The sequence below is a fragment of the Pseudomonas sp. Pme6b genome, from assembly GCF_058129925.1.
Genome location: NZ_CM176704.1, coordinates 2,083,144 through 2,105,727 on the forward strand (window position 1 = coordinate 2,083,144; position 22,584 = coordinate 2,105,727).

The 22,584-nt window shown below is 57.6% G+C and carries 17 protein-coding genes, 3 tRNA genes and 1 pseudogene; 16 read left to right on the forward strand and 5 right to left on the reverse strand.

Features of this window, described 5'->3' with window-relative positions:
- Positions 1-3: 3 nt before the first annotated feature.
- From AC4ANE_RS09590 to AC4ANE_RS09600, 3 genes are all read left to right on the forward strand, one after another.
- The gene (locus AC4ANE_RS09590) at positions 4-2,043 is read left to right on the forward strand and encodes an NADPH-dependent 2,4-dienoyl-CoA reductase (RefSeq protein ID WP_031594801.1); all 2,040 of its coding nucleotides are present in this window, start codon (positions 4-6) and stop codon (positions 2,041-2,043) included.
- A gap of 25 nt (positions 2,044-2,068) precedes the next feature.
- On the forward strand, positions 2,069-3,013 hold the full coding sequence (locus AC4ANE_RS09595) for a 1-aminocyclopropane-1-carboxylate deaminase/D-cysteine desulfhydrase (protein WP_002552720.1): 945 nt from the start codon (positions 2,069-2,071) through the stop codon (positions 3,011-3,013).
- A gap of 148 nt (positions 3,014-3,161) precedes the next feature.
- The gene (locus AC4ANE_RS09600) at positions 3,162-4,499 is read left to right on the forward strand and encodes an MFS transporter (protein WP_005733175.1); all 1,338 of its coding nucleotides are present in this window, start codon (positions 3,162-3,164) and stop codon (positions 4,497-4,499) included.
- A gap of 260 nt (positions 4,500-4,759) precedes the next feature.
- Here AC4ANE_RS09600 and lpxH read toward each other — a convergent pair whose 3' ends face one another.
- Entirely contained in the window at positions 4,760-5,506 is a 747-nt protein-coding gene (lpxH, locus tag AC4ANE_RS09605) for a UDP-2,3-diacylglucosamine diphosphatase (protein ID WP_002552722.1), read from the reverse strand.
- Positions 5,503-6,006 (reverse strand): peptidylprolyl isomerase, encoded by a 504-nt coding sequence (locus AC4ANE_RS09610; protein ID WP_002552723.1) that lies wholly within the window; start codon positions 6,004-6,006, stop codon positions 5,503-5,505. Before AC4ANE_RS09610 ends, lpxH begins: the two co-directional genes overlap by 4 nt.
- 207 nt (positions 6,007-6,213) lie before the next feature.
- Here AC4ANE_RS09610 and AC4ANE_RS09615 point away from each other — a divergent pair, with 207 nt between their 5' ends.
- The 3 genes from AC4ANE_RS09615 to AC4ANE_RS09625 all read left to right on the forward strand — a co-directional run bounded on the left by AC4ANE_RS09615 (position 6,214) and on the right by AC4ANE_RS09625 (position 10,782).
- Positions 6,214-7,908 (forward strand): glutamine--tRNA ligase/YqeY domain fusion protein, encoded by a 1,695-nt coding sequence (locus AC4ANE_RS09615; RefSeq protein ID WP_031594802.1) that lies wholly within the window; start codon positions 6,214-6,216, stop codon positions 7,906-7,908.
- 19 nt (positions 7,909-7,927) lie between these two features.
- Positions 7,928-9,310, forward strand: a complete 1,383-nt coding sequence (gene cysS, locus AC4ANE_RS09620; protein ID WP_002552725.1) for a cysteine--tRNA ligase — start codon at positions 7,928-7,930, stop codon at positions 9,308-9,310.
- A 96-nt stretch (positions 9,311-9,406) separates the two neighbouring features.
- Positions 9,407-10,782 (forward strand): IS3 family transposase gene (locus AC4ANE_RS09625; protein ID WP_095178871.1). Its coding sequence is split into 2 segments (ribosomal slippage): positions 9,407-9,878 and positions 9,878-10,782, totalling 1,377 coding nucleotides; the frame shifts between segments, so codons are not numbered across the junction.
- Between the two features lie 147 nt (positions 10,783-10,929).
- On the opposite strand, the gene AC4ANE_RS09630 is transcribed toward AC4ANE_RS09625, so the two are convergent.
- Entirely contained in the window at positions 10,930-12,783 is a 1,854-nt protein-coding gene (locus AC4ANE_RS09630; RefSeq protein WP_002552726.1) for a sigma-54-dependent Fis family transcriptional regulator, read from the reverse strand.
- Between the two features lie 299 nt (positions 12,784-13,082).
- On the opposite strand from AC4ANE_RS09630, the gene AC4ANE_RS09635 reads away from it, so the two are divergent.
- The 6 genes from AC4ANE_RS09635 to AC4ANE_RS09660 all read left to right on the forward strand — a co-directional run bounded on the left by AC4ANE_RS09635 (position 13,083) and on the right by AC4ANE_RS09660 (position 19,105).
- Positions 13,083-14,177 carry an ABC transporter ATP-binding protein gene (locus AC4ANE_RS09635; RefSeq protein WP_002552727.1) on the forward strand — a complete coding sequence of 365 codons (1,095 nt, stop codon included), beginning with the start codon at positions 13,083-13,085 and terminating at the stop codon, positions 14,175-14,177.
- Complete coding sequence (locus AC4ANE_RS09640; RefSeq protein ID WP_002552728.1) at positions 14,177-15,292, forward strand: ABC transporter ATP-binding protein; 1,116 nt, start codon at positions 14,177-14,179, stop codon at positions 15,290-15,292. Before AC4ANE_RS09635 ends, AC4ANE_RS09640 begins: the two co-directional genes overlap by 1 nt.
- Positions 15,285-16,151: a carbohydrate ABC transporter permease gene (locus tag AC4ANE_RS09645; protein ID WP_002552729.1), complete on the forward strand. Its 867-nt coding sequence runs from the start codon at positions 15,285-15,287 to the stop codon at positions 16,149-16,151. Before AC4ANE_RS09640 ends, AC4ANE_RS09645 begins: the two co-directional genes overlap by 8 nt.
- Before the next feature lie 10 nt (positions 16,152-16,161).
- Positions 16,162-16,962, forward strand: a complete 801-nt coding sequence (locus AC4ANE_RS09650; RefSeq protein WP_031594805.1) for a carbohydrate ABC transporter permease — start codon at positions 16,162-16,164, stop codon at positions 16,960-16,962.
- Positions 16,963-16,974: 12 nt separating this feature from the next.
- Positions 16,975-17,247 carry a DUF2160 domain-containing protein gene (locus AC4ANE_RS09655; RefSeq protein WP_002552730.1) on the forward strand — a complete coding sequence of 91 codons (273 nt, stop codon included), beginning with the start codon at positions 16,975-16,977 and terminating at the stop codon, positions 17,245-17,247.
- Between the two features lie 85 nt (positions 17,248-17,332).
- Complete coding sequence (locus AC4ANE_RS09660; protein ID WP_002552731.1) at positions 17,333-19,105, forward strand: ABC transporter substrate-binding protein; 1,773 nt, start codon at positions 17,333-17,335, stop codon at positions 19,103-19,105.
- A 62-nt stretch (positions 19,106-19,167) separates the two neighbouring features.
- On the opposite strand, the gene folD is transcribed toward AC4ANE_RS09660, so the two are convergent.
- Positions 19,168-20,022, reverse strand: a complete 855-nt coding sequence (folD, locus tag AC4ANE_RS09665) for a bifunctional methylenetetrahydrofolate dehydrogenase/methenyltetrahydrofolate cyclohydrolase FolD (protein ID WP_002552732.1) — start codon at positions 20,020-20,022, stop codon at positions 19,168-19,170.
- A gap of 293 nt (positions 20,023-20,315) precedes the next feature.
- Between folD and AC4ANE_RS09670 the strand changes: the two genes are divergently transcribed.
- The 4 genes from AC4ANE_RS09670 to AC4ANE_RS09685 all read left to right on the forward strand — a co-directional run bounded on the left by AC4ANE_RS09670 (position 20,316) and on the right by AC4ANE_RS09685 (position 21,696).
- A tRNA-Arg gene (locus AC4ANE_RS09670) sits at positions 20,316-20,392 on the forward strand.
- A 51-nt stretch (positions 20,393-20,443) separates the two neighbouring features.
- Positions 20,444-20,519 (forward strand) — tRNA-His (locus AC4ANE_RS09675).
- A gap of 56 nt (positions 20,520-20,575) precedes the next feature.
- Positions 20,576-20,660, forward strand: a tRNA-Leu gene (locus AC4ANE_RS09680).
- A gap of 391 nt (positions 20,661-21,051) precedes the next feature.
- Positions 21,052-21,696, forward strand: coding sequence for a hypothetical protein (locus tag AC4ANE_RS09685; protein WP_031594806.1), 645 nt, complete (start codon positions 21,052-21,054; stop codon positions 21,694-21,696).
- Positions 21,697-21,831: 135 nt separating this feature from the next.
- On the opposite strand, the pseudogene AC4ANE_RS09690 reads toward AC4ANE_RS09685, so the two are convergent.
- Positions 21,832-22,319, reverse strand: a pseudogene (locus AC4ANE_RS09690) (hypothetical protein).
- Positions 22,320-22,584 lie beyond the last annotated feature (265 nt).

Below are 22,584 nucleotides of genomic sequence, written 5' to 3' on the forward strand. Positions count from 1 at the left end.
GCCATGACTGCTGCTCATTACCCGCACCTGCTGGCCCCGCTGGACCTGGGCTTCACAACCTTGCGCAACCGGACCTTGATGGGCTCGATGCACACTGGTCTTGAAGAGCGGCCGGGTGGTTTCGAGCGCATGGCGGCTTATTTTGCCGAGCGGGCACGCGGCGGGGTCGGGTTGATGGTGACCGGCGGGATCGCGCCCAACGAAGAGGGTGGCGTCTACGACGGTGCGGCAAAACTCACCAATGCCGAAGAGGCGGAGCAGCATCGCATCGTTACCCGTGCCGTCCACGAGGCTGGCGGCAAGATCTGCCTGCAGATCCTGCATGCCGGTCGCTACGCTTATAGCCGCAAGCAGGTTGCGCCGAGTGCTATCCAGGCACCGATCAATCCGTTCACGCCGCGTGAGCTGGACGAAGAGGGCATCGAAAAGCAGATCGCTGATTTCGTGACCTGTTCCACGCTGGCCCGCAGTGCCGGGTATGACGGTGTCGAAATCATGGGTTCGGAAGGCTATTTCATCAATCAATTCCTCGCCGCACATACCAACCACCGCACCGATCGCTGGGGCGGCAGCTATGAAAACCGCATGCGCCTGGCGGTCGAGATCGTTACGCGGGTGCGTGAGGCGGTCGGTGCGGATTTCATCATTATCTTTCGACTGTCGATGCTGGACCTTGTGGAGGGTGGTAGCACCTGGGAAGAGATCGTCCAGCTGGCCAAGGCGGTCGAACAGGCGGGTGCGACGCTGATCAACACCGGGATCGGTTGGCACGAGGCACGTATTCCGACCATCGCCACCAAGGTGCCGCGTGCAGCGTTCAGCAAGGTCACTGCCAAACTGCGAGGTTCGGTGAAGGTGCCGCTTATCACTACCAACCGCATCAATACCCCGGAAGTTGCCGAGCGCATCCTCAGCGAAGGCGACGCCGACATGGTCTCGATGGCTCGTCCTTTTCTGGCCGACCCGGAATTCGTCAACAAGGCTGCGGCGGGGCACGCCGAACGGATCAACACCTGCATCGGCTGTAATCAGGCCTGCCTTGACCACACCTTCGGCGGCAAGCTCACCAGTTGCCTTGTCAATCCGCGCGCCTGTCACGAGACTGAACTCAACTACCTGCCCACCCGGCAGGTGAAGAAAATTGCCGTGGTGGGTGCCGGTCCTGCCGGTCTGGCTGCTGCAACCGTTGCTGCACAGCGCGGACATGAGGTGACGTTGTTCGATTCGGCCAGCGAAATCGGCGGCCAGTTCAATATCGCCAAGCGCGTGCCGGGCAAGGAAGAGTTCTCCGAGACGCTGCGTTACTTCCGCAACAAAGTGGAAGAAACCGGCGTGCAGTTGCGCCTCGGCACTCGCATAAAAGCCGAAGACTTGCTGGGGGCCGGCTTTGACGAGGTGATTCTGGCAACCGGCATCGCACCGCGCACTCCTGCCATCCCAGGTATCGATAACCAAAAAGTGCTCAGCTATCTGGATGTCATTTTGCAGCGCAAGCCGGTCGGGCGCAGCGTGGCAGTGATCGGCGCAGGCGGTATCGGTTTCGATGTGTCGGAATTTCTCGTGCATCAGGGCGTGGCCACCAGCCTGGATCGTGAGGCGTTCTGGAAAGAGTGGGGCATCGATACCACGCTTGAAGCGCGCGGCGGCGTGGCCGGGATCAAACCTGATGTGCACGCCCCGGCACGCCAGGTGTACCTGCTGCAACGCAAGAGCTCCAAGGTGGGCGACGGCCTGGGCAAGACCACCGGCTGGATTCACCGCACCGGGCTGAAAAACAAGCAGGTGCAGATGCTAAACAGTGTCCAGTACCTGAAAATCGACTATGCCGGGTTGCATATTCGCATTGGTGAAGACGGCGAGGAAAAGCTGCTGGCGGTAGATAACATTGTGATTTGCGCCGGGCAGGACCCGCTGCGCGAGCTGTATGACGATCTGGTCAGCGCCGGGCAAAGCGTCCATCTGATCGGCGGTGCAGACGTTGCCGCCGAGCTGGATGCCAAACGCGCTATCGATCAAGGTTCGCGTCTGGCCGCTGCGCTCTGATTGAGCTTGTCTGTAAACTGCGCGGATGATCGTTGACGCCCTTGACTGGCAGCCCACTGCTGCGCTGCAACGCTTGAACCTGCCCTGGCTGCAAGATGCCGGGGTCGAGGTGGCGATCCTGCGCCTGGACCTTATTGACTCGCTCATCAGCGGCAACAAATGGTTCAAGCTCAGCGAACACCTGACCCAGGCTGTCGAGGCGGGTGCAGAGGGATTGATCAGCCTGGGCGGCGCACACTCCAATCATCTCCATGCTCTGGCAGCAGCGGGCAGGCGCTTCGGTTTCCCGACGGTGGGCCTGTTGCGTGGTCACGCCCAGCAGACGCCGACGGTACTGGACCTGCAAGCTTTTGGCATGCAATTGCATTGGCTGGGTTATGCGGGTTATCGAGCACGACATGCTGCGGATTTCTGGCTGCCCTGGCAGGCGCAATATCCTGAGCTGTATCCGATTGCCGAAGGCGGTGGCGGGCTTGCCGGTGCGCTGGGCTGCGCAAGGTTGCGGGAGATGGTCGATAGCCAGCTCGGGCACCTTGGCTGGGACGATTATCACGGCTGGTGGCTGGCAGTCGGCACAGGCACAACGCTTGCCGGTTTGCTGTTGGCCGAGGCCGGCGCCCATCCGGTATATGGCGCGATGGCGGTGCCGGACGATCATGGCGTTGCTCAAAACATCGTGGCTGTGTTGAAAGAAGCCGCAGGGTCGCAGGTGAACGCCTCGCCGAACCTGCCCGCTGCCTGTGTCCTGCTGGAGGCCAGCCGGGGCGGTTTCGCCAGAACCGATGCCGCGCTGCTCGACTTCATCGCCAGCAGCGAGGCGCATAGCGGCGTACCTCTGGAGCCCTTGTACACCGGCAAGGCTTTGCTGGCCCTGCACGATGAGGTGCTGGCCGGTCGGTTCAAGTCAGGCAGCCGTCTGGTCCTCGTCCATACCGGTGGCCTGCAGGGGCGGCGCGCGATGGGCCTGTAAGCCTTGTGGCAGAGCCTTTGGCATGAATTCTGCGCAGATCGGTGGCGAGACGTCGGCCATGACTACGTGGATGACACTTCTGGAGTGAGGCATCCGGGTCGCTGTCTCGATAATTGGTCCATTCCAGATCAATACGCTGAGGTCAGCCATGACAACTACCGCCGTAGAGCAAGTCGATCCTGCCACGCTGAAAAAGGTCATCGTCGCGGCGGCCATCGGCAACTTCGTCGAATGGTTCGATTTCGCCGTGTACGGCTTTCTGGCAACCACCATCGCGCTGCAATTTTTCCCCAGCGGTGACAGCAGCGCCGCGTTGTTGAAAACCTTCGCCGTGTTTGCCGTGGCCTTCGCATTCCGGCCATTGGGCGGGATTTTCTTTGGCATGCTGGGTGACCGCATCGGGCGCAAGAAGACCCTGGCGATGACCATCCTGTTGATGGCAGGCGCGACCACACTGATCGGTCTGTTGCCGACGTATGCGGCGATTGGCGTGATGGCGCCGATTCTGCTGACCGTGATTCGCTGTGCGCAGGGTTTCTCGGCCGGAGGGGAGTATGCCGGGGCCTGCGCCTACCTCATGGAGCACGCTCCGCGCACGCAGCGGGCCTGGTACGGCAGCTTCGTGCCGGTGTCGACGTTTTCCGCCTTCGCTGCCGCAGCAGTGGTGGCTTACGCGCTGGAGTCGTCACTGTCGACCGAAGCCATGGGCAGTTGGGGCTGGCGCCTGCCGTTTCTGATTGCAGCGCCCTTGGGGCTGGTCGGCTTGTACTTGCGCTGGAAGCTCGACGAAACCCCGGCCTTTCAGGCTGTCACGCAAGAGCACGCCGTGGCTCACTCGCCACTAAAGGACACCTTGCGCCATCATGCAGCGGCCATGTGTTGTCTGGGAGCGTTCGTGTCGTTGACGGCGCTGTCGTTCTATATGTTCACCACTTACTTTGCGACCTACCTGCAAGTGGCCGGCGGGTTGAGCAGGGCGACGGCGCTGCTGGTTTCGTTGATCGCACTGGCCTTCGCCGCTGCTCTCTGTCCGCTGGCCGGTGCCTATTCGGATCGGGTAGGCCGTCGGGTCACCATGGCAACGGCCTGTACTCTGTTGATGGTCGTGGTGTTTCCGTCATTCCTGATGGCCAGCTCCGGCTCGTTCATTGCCTCGATCGTCGGGGTCATGCTGCTTGCTGTGGGCGCAGTGCTGTGCGGTGTAGTGACAGCAGCGCTGTTGTCGGAAACCTTCCCGACCCGCACCCGCTATACCGCCTCGGCAATCACCTACAACATGGCCTACACCCTGTTCGGGGGCACCGCGCCGCTGGTGGCGACCTGGCTGATCGGTGTCACGGGCAGCAACCTGTCGCCAGCGTTCTACCTCATCGCCGTAGCCGTATTGGCGATGGCTGGCGGCCTAGCCCTGCCGGAAACCTCGAAAATCTCGTTGCATGATGTGCCCGTTGCAGGCGAAGAGCCGGTGATGGGGTCGATCGCCTGAGCGTCACGATCGGCATGCCATATAAATAGCAACTGCCAACGCAGTGCGTTTCAACCGCGATGGCACTGGCGACGCAGAGTGCGACCTTAGTGACACGGCGAACGAATCCGACGAAGTCGGGCCGGAAACAGGAGCGAGGGGCTTTGGTTGCTATGGCCCCTCAAAGTAACTCGCCGAGGGGTGAAAAAGGTGACCTGAGTCGAACCCCAATCCACCTGACATCGCAGAACCGCTGTGCTCTCAGCCGCGTTCCCGCGCCATCAATTCAACAGCGCAGTCGTCTCGGGCACAAAGTCGAATGAGTTCAGACTGAAACCCTGCTCATCCACCTGCAACACCCAGCCCTGACGATCCCAGTCGCCCAGCACAATGCGCCTGGCTGCCTGATCGCCAATCTGCAACTTATGAATCGCGGGGCGATGAGTGTGGCCGTGGACCAGAGTACGCACGTCGAACTGCTGCATGATCCGCGGCACCTCGTCTGGCGTCACATCGACAATATCATTGGCCTTCATACGGGTTTGCGCACGGCTTTCATTGCGTAACTTGCGCGCCAGCTTGTGCCGGGTGCCCAGCGGCAAATGGCGCAGAATGAAAAGCGTCAGCGGATGGCGCAGATAACGGCGCATCCGGATGTAACCTTCATCGCGGGTGCACAGGCTATCGCCATGCATCAACAGCACGCGCTCACCGTTCAACTGCACGACGCTCGGATCGCTCAACAGGGTGCAACCCGCTGCCTTGCAGAAACCCTTGCCGATCATGAAGTCGCGGTTGCCGTGCATCAGAAAAATTCGTGTGCCGCTGTCACTCAATACGCGCAGGGCCTTGCAGATTGAAAGCTGAAACGGTGACATGGCGTCGTCACCGATCCAGACTTCAAAGAAATCCCCGAGGATATACAGCGCCTCGGCTTCGCGGGCGCGGCCCGCGAGCAGATCCAGAAACGCCCGGGTAATGTCCGGGCGCTCCTGTTCAAGGTGCAGATCGGAGATCAGCAGTATCACTCAACGATCTCGGCTTTCTCGATGATCACGTCTTCTGCAGGCACGTCCTGATGACCGGCTTTGCTGGTAGTCGCAACGCCCTTGATCTTGTCGACGACATCAGTGCCTTCGATCACTTCACCGAATACAGCGTAACCCCAGCCCTGAACGGTCTTGGCGCTGTGGTTCAGGAAGGCGTTGTCAGCCACGTTGATGAAGAAATGCGCAGAGGCCGAATGCGGCTCCATGGTGCGGGCCATGGCGACGCTGTACTTCTTGTTCGGCAGACCGTTGTCGGCTTCGTTCTGGATGCTTGGGCGCTTGTCTTTCTTTTCTTTCATGCCAGGCTCGAAACCGCCGCCCTGAACCATGAAGTTACCGATTACACGGTGGAAAACCGTGTTTTCGTAGTGGCCAGCGTTAACGTATTCGATGAAGTTGGCTACAGTCAGTGGCGCCTTTTCTGCGTTCAGTTGCAGAACGATGTCGCCGTGGTTGGTGGTCAGCTTTACTTTGGACATGTGGAAAGTCGCTCTATAGTCATGCATGAATGGGCACATTATGACCCTGACGCGCAGTTTACGGACGAGGTTACATTTTTCAGCGCTTTTGCAGCTTTTATGCCCTCAAATGTGCACTCTGTTGTCAGGGACTTGACAGCTTCGGCTATGATAAGCGCTTTGATTTAGTCGGCCTACCCTGGCCGCGCACGTATGTCCAAGGATCCTATGAGCAAGCCCACTCCAGAACCCGCTGCCCATTCCAAGGCAGGCCCAGCCGTACCGACCAATTTCCTGCGTCCAATCGTGCAGGCAGACCTGGACTCGGGCAAGCACAGTAAAATCATCACGCGCTTTCCGCCAGAGCCCAACGGTTACCTGCACATCGGTCACGCCAAGTCGATCTGCGTGAACTTCGGTCTGGCCAAGGAGTTCGGTGGCGATACGCACCTGCGTTTCGATGACACCAACCCGGCCAAGGAAGACCAGGAATACATCGACGCCATCATGAGCGACGTCAAGTGGCTGGGCTTCGAGTGGGCGGGCGAAGTGCGCTACGCTTCGCAGTATTTCGACCAGTTGCACGACTGGGCGGTCGAGCTGATCAAGGCAGGCAAGGCTTACGTTGACGATCTGACCCCCGAGCAGGCCCGCGAATACCGCGGCACCCTGACCGAGCCGGGCAAGAACAGTCCGTTCCGTGAGCGCAGCGTCGAGGACAACCTCGACCTGTTCGCGCGTATGAAGGCTGGTGAATTCGAAGATGGCGCCCGTGTACTGCGTGCCAAAATCGACATGGCCTCGCCGAACATGAACCTGCGTGACCCGATCATCTACCGCATTCGTCATGCGCATCACCATCAGACCGGCGACAAGTGGTGCATCTACCCGATCTATGACTTCACCCACGGTCAGTCGGATGCCCTTGAAGGCATCACCCACTCGATCTGCACCCTGGAGTTCGAAAGCCATCGTCCGCTGTACGACTGGTTCCTCGACAACCTGCCGGTGCCGTGCAAACCGCGTCAGTATGAGTTCTCGCGGCTGAACCTGAACTACACCATCACCAGCAAGCGCAAGCTCAAGCAACTGGTTGACGAGAAACACGTCAGTGGCTGGGATGACCCGCGCATGTCGACGCTGTCCGGTTTTCGTCGTCGTGGCTACACGCCGAAATCGATTCGCAATTTCTGCGAAATGATCGGCACCAACCGCTCTGACGGGGTGGTCGATTTCGGTATGCTCGAATTCAGCATTCGCGACGACCTGGACCACAGCGCGCCGCGCGCCATGTGTGTGCTGCGCCCCCTGAAAGTGGTCATCACCAACTACCCGGAAGGCCAGGTCGAGAAGCTGGAACTGCCGCGCCATCCGAAAGAAGACCTGGGCATGCGCGAGCTGCCGTTTTCGCGGGAGATCTACATCGATCGCGACGATTACATGGAAGAGCCACCAAAAGGCTACAAACGTCTTGAACCCAATGGTGAAGTACGTTTGCGAGGCAGCTATTTGATTCGCGCCGACGAAGCGATCAAGGACGCAGAGGGTAATATCGTCGAGCTGCGTTGCTCCTACGATCCGGACACCCTGGGCAAGAACCCTGAAGGCCGCAAGGTCAAGGGCGTTGTGCACTGGGTGCCAGCGGCCGAGAGCGTTGAATGCGAAGTGCGTCTGTATGACCGCCTGTTCCGCTCCGCCAACCCGGAAAAAGCCGAAGACGGCGCGAGCTTTCTGGACAATATCAACCCTGATTCCCTGCAAGTGCTGACCGGTTGTCGTGCTGAACCATCATTGGGACACGCGCAACCGGAAGACCGTTTCCAGTTCGAACGCGAAGGTTATTTCTGCGCGGACATCAAGGACTCGAAACCTGGTCAACCAGTCTTCAACCGCACGGTCACGTTGCGGGATTCCTGGACCTGAGATGTCCGAGGGGCAGATAGTGCTTTCTATTTACAACACGCTCACCAAGAGCAAAGAAGTATTCAAACCGCTGGATGGCAACAAGGTGCGCATGTACGTCTGCGGGATGACCGTGTACGACTACTGCCATCTGGGCCATGGGCGCAGCATGGTGGCGTTCGATCTGGTGGCTCGCTGGTTGCGCTTCAGCGGTTACGAGCTGACTTATGTGCGCAACATCACCGACATTGACGACAAGATCATCAATCGTGCGCGTGACAACGGTGAGTCGTTCGACGCGCTGACTGCGCGCATGATCGACGCCATGCACGAGGACGAGGCGCGCCTCAATATCCTCAAGCCGGACATGGAGCCGCGTGCCACCGATCATATCCCCGGCATGCACGCCATGATCCAGACCCTGATCGACAAGGGCTATGCCTACGCGCCGGGTAACGGCGATGTGTATTACCGGGTCGGCAAGTTTCAGGGTTACGGCAAGCTGTCACGCAAGAAGATCGAAGACCTGCGCATCGGCGCGCGGATCGAAGTGGATGAGTCCAAGGAAGACCCACTGGACTTCGTGCTCTGGAAAGGCGTCAAGCCTGGCGAGCCGAGCTGGGAGTCGCCATGGGGCGCAGGGCGCCCGGGCTGGCATATCGAATGCTCGGTGATGTCGACCTGCTGCCTGGGTGACACCTTCGATATTCATGGTGGCGGCAGCGATCTGGAGTTTCCGCACCATGAAAACGAAATCGCCCAAAGCGAAGCGGCCACCGGCAAGACCTACGCCAATGCCTGGTTGCACTGCGGGATGATTCGCATCAATGGCGAGAAGATGTCCAAGTCCTTGAACAACTTCTTCACCATCCGCGACGTGCTGGAGAAATACCATCCGGAAGTGGTGCGTTACCTGCTGGTATCCAGCCACTACCGCAGCGCGATCAACTACTCCGAAGACAGCCTGCGTGAGTCGAAGGCGGCGCTGGAACGCTTCTATCACGCGCTCAAGGGGTTGCCGGTTGCCGAGCCTGCGGGTGGGGAAGCGTTCGTCGAGCGTTTCAGCACGGCGATGAATGATGACTTCGGCACGCCGGAAGCGTGTGCGGTACTGTTCGAAATGGTCCGTGAGATCAACCGCCTGCGTGAATCCGATGTCACCGCAGCGGCGGGTCTGGCGGCGCGCTTGAAGCAGTTGGCCAGTGTGCTGGGTGTTCTGCAGCTCGAAGCCGACGACTTTTTGCGTGCAGGCGCGGAAGGGCGGGTCGATGCGGCGCAAGTGGAAGCGCTGATTCAGGCACGTCTGGCTGCACGCGCGGCGAAGGACTGGGCCGAATCCGACCGGATTCGCGACCAGATCACCGCCATGGGTGTACTGCTGGAAGACGGCAAGGGCGGCACGACCTGGCGTCTGGCGGACTGATCAAATAAGGCGGCTAGTGACGCGGAGCGTCACGACGTGCATTCCCACGCGGAGTGGTATGACCCCCGAAGGTTGGACGCAACCTTTGGAGGCGTCATGGGTAAATATACAGTGCAGGCAAAACTCGCAGCCGTGAAAGAATATTGTGCCGGCAAGGCAGGGTTGAGGGATGTTGCGCATCGCCACGATGTGGACTTTTCCTGTCTTCGTCAGTGGGTCGCGGCTTATCAGATCCACGGCCCAGCGGCTCTTAAAGAGAAAAAGCGGCAGCGTTACAGTGACGAGTTCAAGCTAGCTGTTTTGAAGCGCATGCATGATGAGCGATTATCACTGCGCCAGACAGCGGCCTTGTTCGATATCCGTCAGTTCGGCATCATCAATCTATGGCAGCGCCTTTTTGACGAAGGTGCGCTTAACGCCTCCTCAAAGCCCCCTGAGAAAGCTGGACGCCCAAGAAAGATGACGACGACCCTTCCCCCTGTGAATTCCGCTCCAGTCGACGATGAATCGCGTTCGCGTGACGAGTTGCTTGCCGAGGTGAAGCAACTGCGGATGGAGGTCGATTATCTAAAAAAGCTCGATGCCTTGGTTCAGAAGAAGCAACGAATAGCGCAGCAGAAAAAGCGCAAATCGTAATAGAACTGAGGCCTTTGCATTCTCTGGACGGCCTGCTGAAGTTTGCCGGTCTGGCACGCAGCACTTTTTACTATCAACAAAAGGTACTGCTGGCAGACGACAAATACGCAGGGCTGAAGGACCTGATTCAGGCAACGTTCTACGAGCATAAGGGCCGGTATGGCTATCGTCGCATCACGGCAGTCTTGCGCAGGGCGGGCCATCTTGTGAACCACAAGACGGTGCAGAAACTAATGGGGCAGCTAGGCCTGAAGAGCCTGATACGCGTGAAGAAATACCGTTTCTACAAAGGCGAAACAGGTAAGGCCGCGCCTAACCTGCTAAAGCGTGATTTCAAAGCGCAATACCTTAACCAGAAATGGGCCACCGACGTGACCGAATTCAAAGTAGGAGGCCAGAAACTCTATCTGTCGCCGATCATGGATTTGTACAACGGCGAAATCATTTCCTATGCGATTGCCAGGCGCCCGCTGTACTCCATGGTCGACGAAATGCTTGACGGAGCATTCACGCGGCTTGGACCGGATGAAAAGCCGATTTTGCATTCTGACCAGGGCTGGCAATATCGGATGCCTATTTACCAGCGACTGCTCCATGAGAATTCGATCACAGCCAGCATGTCGCGCAAGGGTAACTGCTATGACAACGCGGCTATAGAGAGCTTTTTTAGCACGCTGAAATCCGAATTTTTCTACCTGAACAAATTTAACGATCTGGATGAGCTTCAAGCGGGTATCGAAGAGTACATTGAGTATTACAATCACTCACGCATAAAACTGAAGCTTAACGGCCTGAGTCCTGTGGAATTCAGGATGCAGGCCGCCAAGGCAGCGTAAGTGGATAATTGTCCAACCTTCGGGGGGCATACCAGAGCATGGGAACGAAATGACCCGGAAGACTATCGTGCCCACGCTCAGCGTGGGCATGCTGTTCTGGACGCTCCGCGTCCGATCCTCGATGTGCGGTCTGCCGAAAGCCAAAAACTAGACAATCCGCTGTTCCCGCAACCGCTTGTACAGCGTGTTGCGGCTTACCCCCAGACGTTTTGCCAGCTGTGAAATATTTCCGCCTGCCGCTTGAAACAGTTGGCTCAGGTCTTCTGTCGTGTGAAGGCGCACAGTGGATTCCTGAGTTTTCACCGGCTCTCGGCAGTCCTCATCCATGCCCATATCCAGCAGAAAATCCTCCGGCAGGTGCTCGGTACTGATCGGCTGTTCATCTGCCAAAGCAAGCGCCACCTGAATCACGCTGTTGAGCTGACGAATGTTGCCCGGCCACGGGTGATGTTCGAATAGCTCGAGAACCTCTCTGGAAAACCCTGCCCGTTGATGAGCGTCGCGATGCCGCTCCCAGATACGCTGGATGAGTGCATGTTTGTCGGTGCGCTCGCGCAACGGCGGCAACTCGATGTTGAGCCCACTGATTCGATAATAAAGGTCCTGGCGAAAGTGCCCCGTCTGAACCTGATCGCGCAGGCTGCGATTGGTGGCTGAAATCAGGCGTATGTCTACCGGATATAATTCACTGCTGCCCAACGGCTGAACGCAGCGCTCTTGAAGCCCACGCAGCAATCGCGCCTGTACCGGCAGGGGCATGTCACCGACTTCATCCAGAAACAGCGTGCCTTTGTTGGCTTTGCGAATCAGGCCAATGCTGCCTTTTTGACTGGCACCGGTGAACGCCCCCCTTTCATAGCCAAATAGCTCGGCCTCGACCAGTTCGGCCGGGATAGCCGCGCAGTTGACAGCGATCAGCGGCTGAGTGGCGCGGGTACTGGCTTGATGCAGGGCTTTGACAAACACTTCCTTGCCGACCCCGGTTTCCCCGTGGATCAGCAGCGGGATGTCTTTTTCCAGCAGCCGCTGCGCCTGATTCACTGCTTTCTCGATTTTTGCATCACCCAGGCTGATCGCCTCCAGATCCAGGCTCCGCGGCGCGACAGGTGCCTGAGCCGGTTGGACGCTGTGCAGCTTCAGCGGCTTGCGGGTCGGACGCTTGAGCAGACATTGAAAGCGATTGTTGCCAAACGCGTGCAGCGCAAACGGCCGCGCTTCTGTCTCGCTGAGCAGTTGCAGGATCGGGCATCTGAACAACGTTTCAATACTGGCACCGGACGGCGTCGTCCCCAACAAATTGTCAGCGCGTCGATTGGCGCAAAGGATCTGGCCGCTTTCGTCAAAAATCAGCAGGCCTGCCCATTGGCTGTCGAGATTGTTCAGGCCCGTATTGAATATCAACTGATAGTGGGAGTCGCGGAACTGATCGAGGATCAGTCGGTTTTCCACCGACTGGCTCATCATCTTGACCATACCCAGGGTATGCGAGGGGGGCAGGAAACTGTCACTGGATACATCCAGCACGGCAATGATCCGCCGATCGGCATCGAAGATCGGTGAAGCTGAACCGGTCATGAAGCGATTCGCCTTGAGGAAGTGCTCGTCCGGTTCAATGTGAATGGCCTGCTCACAGGCCAGTGCTGTGCCGATGGCATTGGTGCCGGTGCCCCGTTCGCTCCAGCTGGCGCCAGCCATGAAGCCCTGTGCCTGAGAAGACTCGACGAAGCGTTGCGCGCCCCAGGATTTGAGCAACTGGCCTTGAGGGTCGGCCAGCAGAATCAGGCAATTGGAGTTGCTCAGAATGTTTTCATAAACCGGCAGGACTTCCTGATGGGTGGTCTGCACCAGCCCGTGATGGCGCTCCAGCAGCCTGGAAACCTCAGCGCCCGGCAGTTGGCCGAATGAAGGGCGCGTCTGATGGCTGAGACCGAAATCCCGGCAGCGCCTCCATGAATCCTGAATGATGATGTCGTGAACGAGCGAAGCGCTGGATTGAGACATTAGGATGCCTGCGAATATGACGTGTTGTTTTTGTTTTTAGGTCCCGTCGGCGTGACCATCCTTGCCCGCAACGTCCGTCCAGTGTCGTTCAGTTTTGTTCAAAGTCAATGTTCATTTTGTTCAAGTGTTCAGTGTTTACTGTTCATTATTGTTCAGCTGTGAAAGCGCTTTCGCCCCCTGAATACGGGGGAAGGCTCTGTTTCGGGGCTCTCAAGCAGTCTGGCCGAGCTGGCACGAATGTCGCTATCTGCAAACAGTCACGCATTCACCCTTAAGAAAAAAACAACAAAGGGCACGCCATGTCTCTCACGCTGGAGCACGTCAGTCGCGCGGTCGATGGTCAGGTCTGGATCGACGACGCTTCCCTGAGCTTTGAGCCAGGATCTTTCAACGTTCTGCTGGGGCGAACCCTGTCCGGCAAAACCAGCCTGATGCGCCTGATGGCCGGGCTGGACAAGCCTGACAGCGGGCGGGTGCTGATGAACGGGGTCGATGTTACAAATCGACCGGTTCGTCTGCGCAACGTCTCGATGGTTTATCAGCAGTTCATCAATTACCCAAGCATGACGGTGTTTGAAAACATTGCCTCGCCGCTGCGTCAGGCCGGTCTGTCCAAGGATGTTATCCACAGCCGTGTGCAGGAAACGGCGAAGATGCTGCGCATCGAAAAATTCCTGCAACGCCACCCCCTCGAGTTGTCCGGTGGGCAGCAGCAGCGCACCGCTATGGCCAGGGCGCTGGTCAAGGACGCCGAGTTGATCCTGTTCGACGAGCCGTTGGTCAACCTTGATTACAAGCTGCGTGAAGAGCTGCGTCAGGAAATGCGCGAGCTGTTTGCAGCCCGCCATACCATCGCAATCTATGCCACTACCGAGCCCAATGAAGCGCTGGCGCTGGGTGGTACCACCACCATTCTGCATGAAGGGCGGGTGGTGCAGAGCGGCAAGACTCCTGAGGTCTATCACCGCCCGAGCACGGTACTGGCGGCCGAGCTGTTCTCTGAACCGCCGATCAACCTGATGCCGGGTCGAATAGACGGTAATGAGGTCAGCTTCGCCAACTTTGTGCATTTCCCGCTCAACGTCGACCTGCGGGCCGTCGGGGATGGTGAGTACCGCTTTGGTGTGCGCCCCAGCCATTTGAGCCTTGTGCCTTCCAACGATGATGATCTGGAGCTGGCGGTCACCGTCGAGCTGGCAGAAATCAGCGGCTCGGAAACCTTTCTGCATGTGCGCAACGAGCTGTTTTCACTGGTTTTGCACCTGCCGGGCGTGCATGCCTACGACGTTGACGCATCGATTCGGGTGTACATCCCGACCCACAAATTATTTGTATTCGATCAGCAGGGCGGCCTGATTCAGGCGCCGGGCCTGCGCATGGCGAGGGTTGCCTGATGGCCGAGATCCGCTTGCAGAACCTGGCGCACAGTTACAGCGCCAAGCCTGGTCCTGACGATTATGCAATTCGCGAGATGAGCCACATCTGGGAGCAGGGCGGTGCTTACGCGCTGCTCGGGCCTTCCGGGTGTGGCAAGTCAACCCTGCTCAACATCATTTCCGGTCTGCTCAGTCCGTCGCAGGGCCAAGTGCTGTTCGACTCGAAAGTAGTCAATGAGCTGCCCCCGGAGCGTCGCAACATCGCTCAGGTTTTCCAGTTTCCAGTGATCTACGACACCATGACGGTGTTCGATAACCTGGCCTTTCCGTTGCGCAATCAGGGCCTGGATGAGGCGCGGATTCTCATCAAGGTCAATGAAATTGCCGATGTCCTGGACCTGCAGCCGCTGCTGAAAAAGAAAGCGCGCAACCTCAGCGCGGACGAAAAGCAGAAAGTCTCCATGGGTCGCGGGTTGGTGCGCGATGACGTGTCGGCGATCCTCTTCGACGAACCGCTGACCGTGATCGACCCGCACCTGAAATGGAAACTGCGCCGCAAGCTCAAGCAGATCCACGAGCAATTCAATATCACTATGGTTTACGTCACCCACGATCAACTGGAGGCGTCGACTTTCGCCGACAAGATCGCCGTGATGTATGGCGGACAGATTGTGCAGTTCGGCACGCCGCGGGAGTTGTTTGAAAAGCCTTCGCACACCTTTGTCGGCTATTTCATTGGCAGCCCTGGCATGAACCTGATTGACGTTACGCCTCGACCGGGCGGTGTCGGTTTTGCCGACATTCATCTGCCGCTGCCTGAGTCGTTGCAGCAAAAGCTTGCCAATACACCGTGGAAAAGTCTGAAAGTGGGTATTCGTCCAGAGTTCGTGCATGTCTGGGACGGGCCTTACGACGATGCGATGTGCGCCGACGTGACCTATGTGGAAGACCTCGGTACCTACAAGATCATTACCCTGAAACTGGCCGGGCAACTGCTCAAGGTTCGTTTGCAGGAAGACAAACCGGTGCCGCATGGCCAGGCCTGGATCAGCTTTCCAGGGCAATGGCTGATGCTCTATGCCGACGATTACCTGCTTGAAGCCGGCCCGGCCAGTGAGGTGTCCCATGCGTAAGGTGCAGAACAACAAAGCCTGGTGGCTGGTGATGCCGGTGTTTCTGCTGGTGGCATTCAGCGCGATTATCCCGATGATGACTGTGGTCAACTACTCGGTGCAGGACATCTTCGACCAGTCCAGCCGCTATTTTGTTGGTACTGACTGGTTCCGTCAGGTCTTGCAGGACCCACGTCTGCACGATTCGCTGCTGCGCCAGTTCATTTACTCGGGTTGTGTACTGCTGATCGAGATCCCGCTGGGTATCGCGATTGCCCTGACCATGCCCACCAAAGGCCGCTGGTCTTCGCTGTGCCTGATTGTGATGACCATTCCGTTGCTGATTCCGTGGAACGTGGTCGGTACCATCTGGCAGATCTTCGGCCGTGGCGATATCGGCTTGCTGGGTTACACGTTGAACAACGTGCTGGGCATCAACTACAACTACGCCGCCAATGCTTCGGATGCCTGGGTGACAGTGCTGGTCATCGACGTCTGGCACTGGACTTCGCTGGTGGCTTTGCTGTGCTATTCAGGGCTGCGAGCCATTCCGGATGTCTACTATCAGGCGGCGCGGATTGATCGTGCCTCCGGCTGGGCCATCTTTCGGCACATCCAGCTGCCGAAGATGAAAAGCGTGCTGCTGATCGCGGTAATGCTGCGCTTCATGGACAGCTTCATGATCTACACCGAGCCGTTCGTGCTCACCGGTGGCGGTCCTGGCAACTCCACCACCTTCCTCAGTCAGACCCTGACCACCATGGCGCTCGGGCAGTTCGACCTGGGGCCTGCGGCGGCGTTCTCGCTGGTGTACTTCCTGATCATTCTGTTGGTGTCATGGGTGTTCTACACCGCCATGACTCACAGCGAAAAGAATTGAGGGGCTGGTCATGAGTCTGCGCAAAATCATACCGCTGTGGATTTACCTGTTGTTTCTGCTGGTGCCGATTTACTGGCTGATCAACATGTCGTTCAAGACCAATACCGAGATCCTCGGTGGCCTGACCCTGTGGCCGCAGGACTTTACCCTGGCCAACTACAAGGTGATTTTCACCGACGAAAGCTGGTACAGCGGTTACCTGAACTCGCTGTACTACGTGTGCCTCAATACCGTGATATCGCTGAGCGTTGCGCTTCCGGCAGCCTACGCGTTTTCTCGCTATCGTTTTCTCGGCGACAAGCACCTGTTCTTCTGGCTGCTGACCAATCGCATGGCGCCACCGGCCGTGTTCCTGCTGCCGTTTTTCCAGCTGTACTCGTCCATCGGCCTGTTTGACACGCACATCGCCGTTGCTCTGGCGCATTGCTTGTTCAACGTTCCGCTGGCGGTTTGGATTCTGGAGGGCTTCATGTCCGGCGTTCCCAAGGAGATTGATGAAACGGCCTACATCGACGGTTATAGCTTTCCGAAGTTTTTCGTGAAGATTTTCATTCCGTTGATTGGCTCGGGTATCGGTGTCACCGCGTTTTTCTGCTTCATGTTCTCCTGGGTCGAGCTGTTGCTGGCGCGCACCCTGACGTCGGTGAACGCCAAGCCGATCGCTGCGGTAATGACCCGCACCGTCTCGGCATCGGGTATCGATTGGGGGGGGCTGGCGGCGGCGGGGGTGTTGACTATCCTGCCGGGTATGCTGGTGATCTGGTTCGTTCGCAACCATGTGGTCAAGGGCTTTGCTCTTGGTCGTGTCTGAGGAGTCGAAAAAATGGAGTGGATGTCCTGGACACTGCCCACTGCGGCCTTTTTCATCAGCATCGCATTGCTTCTGGCGGGGATGACCGTATGGGAGTTGCGCTCGGCAAGTATCGAGCGCCGTGGTTTTCTGCCGATTGCCACCACGCGTGGCGACCGTTTGTTCATTGGGCTTCTGGGTAGCGCTTACCTGCATTTGCTGGTGATCGGCGCGACCGACTGGAGTGTCTGGATCGCTTCAGGGGCCTCCCTGGTGTGGCTGTTGGTGGTGATGCGTTGGGGTTAGAGGGCGGCCGGGCGCGATTGCCGGGGTGATCCGGTCGGCAATATTCGAAAAGCGGGACTACATAAAAGCAACATTGGAGATGACTATGTTCAATAAGAAAAACAAGCTGCAACATAGCGTGACGCTGGCGACCATGATGATGCTCAGCGGGTTGAGTGTTTCGGCGTGGGCAGATCAGTACGAAGATGCGGCGAAGAAGTGGGCGGCCAGTGAATTCAAGCCGAGTACGCTTTCCGATGCAGAACAGTTGAAAGAGCTTGAGTGGTTCATCAAGGCCGCCGAGCCGTTCCGTGGCATGGACATCAAGGTGGTATCGGAAACCCTGACCACCCACGAGTACGAATCGAAAACCCTGGCCAAGGCCTTCACTGAAATCACTGGTATCAAAGTCACCCATGACCTGCTGCAAGAGGGTGATGTGATCGAAAAACTGCAGACCGCCATGCAGTCGGACAAAAGTATCTACGACGGCTGGGTCAACGACTCGGACCTGATCGGGACACACTTCCGCTACGGCAAGGCACTGTCGCTGACCGACCTGATGGCCAGTCCGGAAGGCAGCAAGGTCACCTCGCCGACTCTGGACCTGAAAGACTTCATCGGCACCTCGTTCACCACCGCGCCGGACGGCAAGCTTTACCAGCTGCCTGATCAGCAATTCGCCAACCTGTACTGGTTCCGTGCCGACTGGTTCGAACGTCCCGACCTGAAAAAGAAGTTCAAAGACAAGTACGGCTATGGGCTGGGCGTCCCGGTCAACTGGTCGGCCTACGAAGACATTGCCAAATTCTTCAGCGAAGACGTCAAGGAGATCGACGGCAAGAAAGTCTTCGGGCACATGGATTACGGCAAGAAGGACCCGTCGCTGGGCTGGCGCTTCACCGATGCCTGGTTCTCCATGGCTGGCAGCGGCGACAAGGGCTTGCCTAACGGTCTGCCTGTGGACGAGTGGGGCATCCGCGTCGAGGATTGCCACCCGGTCGGCTCCAGCATTACCCGCGGTGGCGACACCAACGGGCCGGCAGCGGTGTTCGCGACTCAGAAATACATCGACTGGCTGAAAGCCTACGCACCGCCTGAAGCTGCGGGCATGACCTTTTCGGAGTCCGGTCCGGTTCCGTCGCAGGGTAACGTCGCGCAACAGATCTTCTGGTACACCGCCTTTACTGCCGACATGACCAAGCCCGGCCTGCCAGTCATGAACGCCGATGGCACGCCGAAATGGCGCATGGCCCCGTCACCCAAAGGGCCGTACTGGAAAGAAGGCATGAAGCTCGGTTACCAGGACGTGGGCTCATGGACCTTCCTGAAGTCTTCCGACGAGAAGAAGCGCCTGGCGGCCTGGCTGTATGCGCAGTTCGTGACCTCGAAAAGTGTTTCGCTGAAGAAGACCATTGTCGGTCTGACGCCGATTCGCGAGTCGGATATCAATTCCAAGGAGATGACCGCTCTGGCGCCCAAGCTGGGAGGTCTGGTGGAGTTCTATCGCAGCCCGGCCCGCGTTCAATGGTCGCCTACCGGCACCAACGTGCCTGACTATCCGAAGCTGGCACAGCTGTGGTGGAGCCATGTGGCCGAGGCGGTCACTGGCGAGAAGACAGCACAGCAGGCGCTGGACGGTCTGGCCAAGGATCAGGATGCCATCATGACGCGCATCGAACGTTCCAAGGTTCAGGAAGCCAGCAAGTGTGCGCCGAAGATGAACCCCGAAACGTCTGCCGAGGAGTGGTATGCCAAGGCTGAGAACAGCAACGGCAAGTTCCTCGCGCCACAGCGCAAACTGGCCAACGAGAAACCCAAGGGTGAAACCATCGCCTACGCTGACCTGCTGAAAAGCTGGGAGGCTGGCAAAAAGTAAGGTTTTGTCGAGGTAAAAAAAACGGCACCTTGGAGGTGCCGTTTTTTATTGCTGCAGGCTGATCAGTCGTGCAGGGTTTCTGCGGCGTACAGTGTGTTTTCCAGCAGGCAGGCGCGGGTCATGGGGCCAACGCCGCCCGGAACCGGAGTGATCCAGCCGGCGCGGGGCAGGGCAGTCTCGTAAACCACGTCGCCCACCAGCTTGCCATCGTCCTGACGGTTGATGCCGACGTCGATGACAATCGCGCCGGGTTTGATCCATTCGCCCTTGACCAGGCCGGGCTTGCCGGCGGCAACCACCACCAGATCGGCGCGACCTACATGGCCTGCCAGATCCTTGGTGAAACGGTGGGTCACGGTGACCGTGCAGCCCGCCAGCAGCAATTCCATGGCCATGGGGCGGCCGACAATGTTCGACGCGCCAACCACCACAGCATCCAGACCGTACAGATCGACTCCAGTGCTTTCCAGCAGTGTAATGATCCCTTTGGGTGTGCACGGTCGCAGCAGGGGAATGCGCTGGGCGAGACGGCCGACGTTATAAGGATGGAAACCGTCCACGTCCTTGTCCGGGCGGATGCGCTCGAGCAGCAGCGATGCGTCCAGATGGGCTGGCAAAGGCAATTGCAGCAGAATGCCGTCGACAGCGGCGTCTTCATTGAGGCGGTCGATCAGATCGGTCAGCGCAACCTGAGTGGTATCAGCGGGCAAGTCATAGGCCTGGGAGATAAAGCCGACTTCCTCGCAGTCCTTGCGCTTGTGAGAGACATAGACCTGAGAGGCAGGGTCGCTGCCGACCAGAATCACCGCGAGGCCCGGCGTACGCAGACCTTGCTGGCTACGTTCGGCGACACGTTTGGCGATCTGCTGGCGCAGGCTGGCGGCGATCGCCTTGCCGTCGATTAGTTTTGCAGTCATGACGCGTGATTAACCATCGAGAGGAAATAAAATGAGCGCGCATTCTCGCATGACATGGCGCGAGGGCAAAGGCGCATGCGTTGGATATTCCGCTAACTCCTTTATCTAGCTGAATTTTTTTCAAAAAAAGGTTGACGACCCCAGGGGCCGTCTATAAGATTCGTCGCACTTGCCGGGCAGAGCCCAGCACTGGTTAAGCTAGCACTGGTTGATTAGGTCAGGCAGAGTTGCAAATCAGCTCGGTGTGATTGAAAGCCTTTTAGTTTGTTATCGCAAGAATACAAATTATATAAGTGCCCGTAGCTCAGCTGGATAGAGCATCCGCCTTCTAAGCGGATGGTCGCAGGTTCGAGTCCTGCCGGGTGCGCCATTTAAGGCAGCTTTGGCACAGCAAGTAAGTTTTATCGTCACGCGCAATATGGTGGGCGTAGCTCAGTTGGTAGAGCACAGGATTGTGACTCCTGCGGTCGTGGGTTCGAACCCCATCGTCCACCCCATATTAAGAAGGGCGCAAGATTCATAGTCTGGCGCCTTTGCTTTAAAAGTCTGAAATGCGGATGTGGTGGAATTGGTAGACACACTGGATTTAGGTTCCAGCGCCGCAAGGTGTGAGAGTTCGAGTCTCTCCGTCCGCACCAGATGTACTTTCGCCGGGTTCCACTGAGAACCGCGAAAGCCAAGAAAAGCCCGCCAAGTGCGGGCTTTTTGTTGTGTTGAGTTTCATGAGTATTTGCCGGTGTCTGGATTTTTTTAGTACGTTAATGAGTACATCCTGAATTGGCTTGCTGGTGATGTACTCATGCTTCCGTTTCACTGATCCGCCGTCTGGCAATCGAAACGCACTGACAAAGGCGGTAGCGCTGGGGCGGGGTATTCGCGAGAGACTAATGAATGCGGCAGCTGCTTGACAGCAGTGGGTCACAAAGCCATCATTTGGCCATTACTTCCTTTGTGCATGCGTAGGAAAGGGGACAAAAAAACCGGCCATCGCGTCGGTTTTTTGATTGGCAAGTCAATAAGGACATCGTAATGCGGGCTGTCACTTTCGTAATTTTTTTTGCTGTAGCGCTTACTGGTTGCTCCGGAATACCTTCAGTGCCCTACGAAGAGCCTGCTCAGTCAGAAGACTTGGCACATGTTCGCGTTATCACGAACTCCAGTGTGTATGGAGATAGCATTATGGGTAGTTGTGCCCCTGCTACCCGCCACAAGATGGCTGATGCTGGACGTTTCGGGCGAGACGGCACGGCGAATATCAACTATCCGCAGTACCCCCTGAAATCGGCAAGCGTTCGCATGCCGAAGCGAGTTGCGCCCACGCTTACTGAATACGTCCCAGCCACCCGGATGGGCGAAGGTGTCTATAAAGAGGTTGTGACCGAGTATCGCGTCAGGACTGATCTCCCGTTTCAAATTGCAACCCTGGGCGCGACGATTGGTGGCAATGGCAGCACTTACTTGTCCTGTGCTGGCCAAGCGGTCGTTTACAAGCTGGAACCAGGGAAGGACTACGAGGCTTTAGTAGGGGTACGTAGCAGATCAAGCAACGATGGTGAGCAAGCGCTTATTTGCATGTTTGGAGTCATCGAGCTCGTGTCTCTGCCCGGAACTTCAATCGTGATTCCCCAAAAGCTGACACCTGCGGCACCTCCGCAGGTAGTCTGCAAAAACTGACCAGCACCGCCCGTCATTGGGCGGTTTTTGCATCTGGCAGAAACCAAAAAGCCCCAGCGGCATGGGCTTTTGCGTTGAAGTGGAAAAGAAAGCTACCAGATTGTCGAGGCTCAGTCTCGCCATCAGGCTTTCTAGTTATTCGATGACAAGCAACACCTTGCCCTGGCACAGAAGAGGTGGGTTTGCTCCAGGGATCTCGAGTACGACGTTGTAGCCGCCGGATTCCATTGACGATAAATCTGCGGTGAACGAAAAACCTCACTTCAGGAGTTTTTCATTGTTGTACGTCTTCACCAGGTCAATTCGATCAACGATGGCGGGTCCTTGAACGTAGTGGGCTTTCCTTTGTAGCCGGTCAGGCGAAGTCTGATTTCTTTCGGAGCGTCCTGGTTCGCAGTGATCACCGAGCCGTTGAACATTGCGACGCCCCGCGGTACGTAAATGCTTGCTCCTGTTCCCGGGCTGATCTTCCCGGCAATTGAGTCAATGTTGCATTTGTAGGAAGAATAATAAGTGGTTTTAGTGGCTGCTGCGTTTCCCGTGCTCCCCTCCTTGTCTTTGCACCCCGTCAGTGTTGCTGAGGTGATGGCGAGAAAAGTAAGTGCAGCAATCATCTTGTACATGGTTTTTCCTGACGGGTTTCAATGTTTAAGGGCATTGATTTCTTGGCGTGTAAGAGCTCGGGCGATGCTGCTGGTGTGGTGCGAAAACAGTGCAGTTCATTCGTGGCGCAGGCTTCATTATTGTTGCCAGCAGCGGTGAAATCAGTGGTCGGATTATGTAGCGGATGGCTAAGCAGTACAGGGGTGCGGCGGAGGTGCTGGCTCTCGTCAGGCCTTGCTGTGCCGCAAGGTTGGCGGGTGCCGGAGGCCGGTATGGTCACGCGGA

Excerpts from the sequence above, each read along its gene's own strand:
- AC4ANE_RS09610 (WP_002552723.1), bottom strand. The coding sequence starts at position 6,006 with ATGTCCAAAGTAAAGCTGACCACCAACCACGGCGACATCGTTCTGCAA.
- AC4ANE_RS09650 (WP_031594805.1), top strand. The coding sequence starts at position 16,162 with ATGAGTCTGCGCAAAATCATACCGCTGTGGATTTACCTGTTGTTTCTG.
- AC4ANE_RS09595 (WP_002552720.1), top strand. The coding sequence starts at position 2,069 with ATGATCGTTGACGCCCTTGACTGGCAGCCCACTGCTGCGCTGCAACGC.
- AC4ANE_RS09615 (WP_031594802.1), top strand. The coding sequence starts at position 6,214 with ATGAGCAAGCCCACTCCAGAACCCGCTGCCCATTCCAAGGCAGGCCCA.
- AC4ANE_RS09630 (WP_002552726.1), bottom strand. The coding sequence starts at position 12,783 with ATGTCTCAATCCAGCGCTTCGCTCGTTCACGACATCATCATTCAGGAT.
- AC4ANE_RS09685 (WP_031594806.1), top strand. The coding sequence starts at position 21,052 with ATGCGGGCTGTCACTTTCGTAATTTTTTTTGCTGTAGCGCTTACTGGT.
- AC4ANE_RS09600 (WP_005733175.1), top strand. The coding sequence starts at position 3,162 with ATGACAACTACCGCCGTAGAGCAAGTCGATCCTGCCACGCTGAAAAAG.
- AC4ANE_RS09655 (WP_002552730.1), top strand. The coding sequence starts at position 16,975 with ATGGAGTGGATGTCCTGGACACTGCCCACTGCGGCCTTTTTCATCAGC.
- folD (WP_002552732.1), bottom strand. The coding sequence starts at position 20,022 with ATGACTGCAAAACTAATCGACGGCAAGGCGATCGCCGCCAGCCTGCGC.
- AC4ANE_RS09590 (WP_031594801.1), top strand. The coding sequence starts at position 4 with ATGACTGCTGCTCATTACCCGCACCTGCTGGCCCCGCTGGACCTGGGC.
- AC4ANE_RS09635 (WP_002552727.1), top strand. The coding sequence starts at position 13,083 with ATGTCTCTCACGCTGGAGCACGTCAGTCGCGCGGTCGATGGTCAGGTC.
- AC4ANE_RS09640 (WP_002552728.1), top strand. The coding sequence starts at position 14,177 with ATGGCCGAGATCCGCTTGCAGAACCTGGCGCACAGTTACAGCGCCAAG.
- AC4ANE_RS09645 (WP_002552729.1), top strand. The coding sequence starts at position 15,285 with ATGCGTAAGGTGCAGAACAACAAAGCCTGGTGGCTGGTGATGCCGGTG.
- AC4ANE_RS09660 (WP_002552731.1), top strand. The coding sequence starts at position 17,333 with ATGTTCAATAAGAAAAACAAGCTGCAACATAGCGTGACGCTGGCGACC.